This window comes from Bradyrhizobium oropedii (assembly GCF_020889685.1).
GTDB lineage: Bacteria > Pseudomonadota > Alphaproteobacteria > Rhizobiales > Xanthobacteraceae > Bradyrhizobium > Bradyrhizobium oropedii.
This window is the reverse complement of record NZ_JACMYO010000450.1, coordinates 1-1048: the sequence shown is the minus strand read 5'-3', so window position 1 is coordinate 1048 and position 1048 is coordinate 1. Positions and strand designations below refer to the sequence as shown.

The following is a 1048-nucleotide window of genomic DNA, read 5'->3' as shown; positions in this document are numbered from 1 at the left end:
CTAGGTGTGGAGCCTCAAGAGGTTGTCCTCGGTCAAACCGAGCCGGCTGATCGGTGTTTGTGAGTTTATACCACCGTGGGGTCTGTGCCAGTTGTATTGATGCAGCCAGATCGGCAGCTCCCGGGCGCGCCAATCTGATGTTGGATAGGCTTTGGCGTAAGCCCATTCCCGGAGCGCGGTCTGGATGAAGCGCTCGGCCTTGCCGTTTGTTCGCGGCGTGTAGGGCTTGGTGCGGATGTGCTTGATGCCCAGGTCTCGGCAAGCGTCGCGGAAGGCGAAGGACTGGTAGCAACTGCCATTGTCAGTCATGACGCGAGTGACGGTGACGCCGACAATTTTGTAATAGGCCACAGCCGCCTTGAGAAAGGGAACTGCGCTGTCCGCCGTCTCGTCCGGTTTGATCTCCGAGAAGGCGACACGCGAATGGTCGTCAATGCAGACGTGGACGAAATCCCAGCCTGCGCCGCGGCTCTTGTTCGGACCACTCGGATCGCCGGTGATGCGGTGGCCGACACGCTCAAAGCGCCCGAGCTTTTTGATGTCGATGTGAATGATCTCGCCTGGGTTCTCGCGCTCATAGCGGCGCTCCGGCTCGGCCGGCTCCAGATCGCGTATCCGGTTCAAGCCCAAGCGGCGAAGGATGCGGCTGACGGTGGCCGGTGACACCTCGACCTCGGCGGCGATTTGCTTGCCTGTGTGGCGCTGCCGGCGTAACGCCTCGATGGCGGTGCACGTGGCGACAGGGGTTCGGCTTGGCGATGAAAGGGGCCTGGAGGAGCGATCACGCAATCCCTCTACACCTTCTGCGCGGAACCGCTTGACCCATTTGGCGACCGTCTTCGGCGTCGTATTGTACAGGTCGGCCGCGCCAGCCTGGCTTAGCCCGCCTTCCACCACGCTTCGGACCATCGCCTCTCGACCTGTGGGCGTCAAAGGCGCATTCTTGTGCACGTTCATCTGGTCTCTCCTTGGAACACTGAAGCTTCGCAACCTCAGCTTCCTCGGTTCAGACCAGATGGACAACCTCCTGAGAGACCACAACTAGGCC

At 61.3% G+C, this 1048-nt stretch carries 1 protein-coding gene; it reads right to left on the bottom strand.

From position 1 onward, the window contains the following. A complete protein-coding gene (locus H8A95_RS43210) occupies positions 1–957 on the bottom strand; it encodes an IS481 family transposase (RefSeq protein WP_229188476.1) in 957 nt (318 codons plus the stop codon). Positions 958–1048 lie beyond the last annotated feature (91 nt).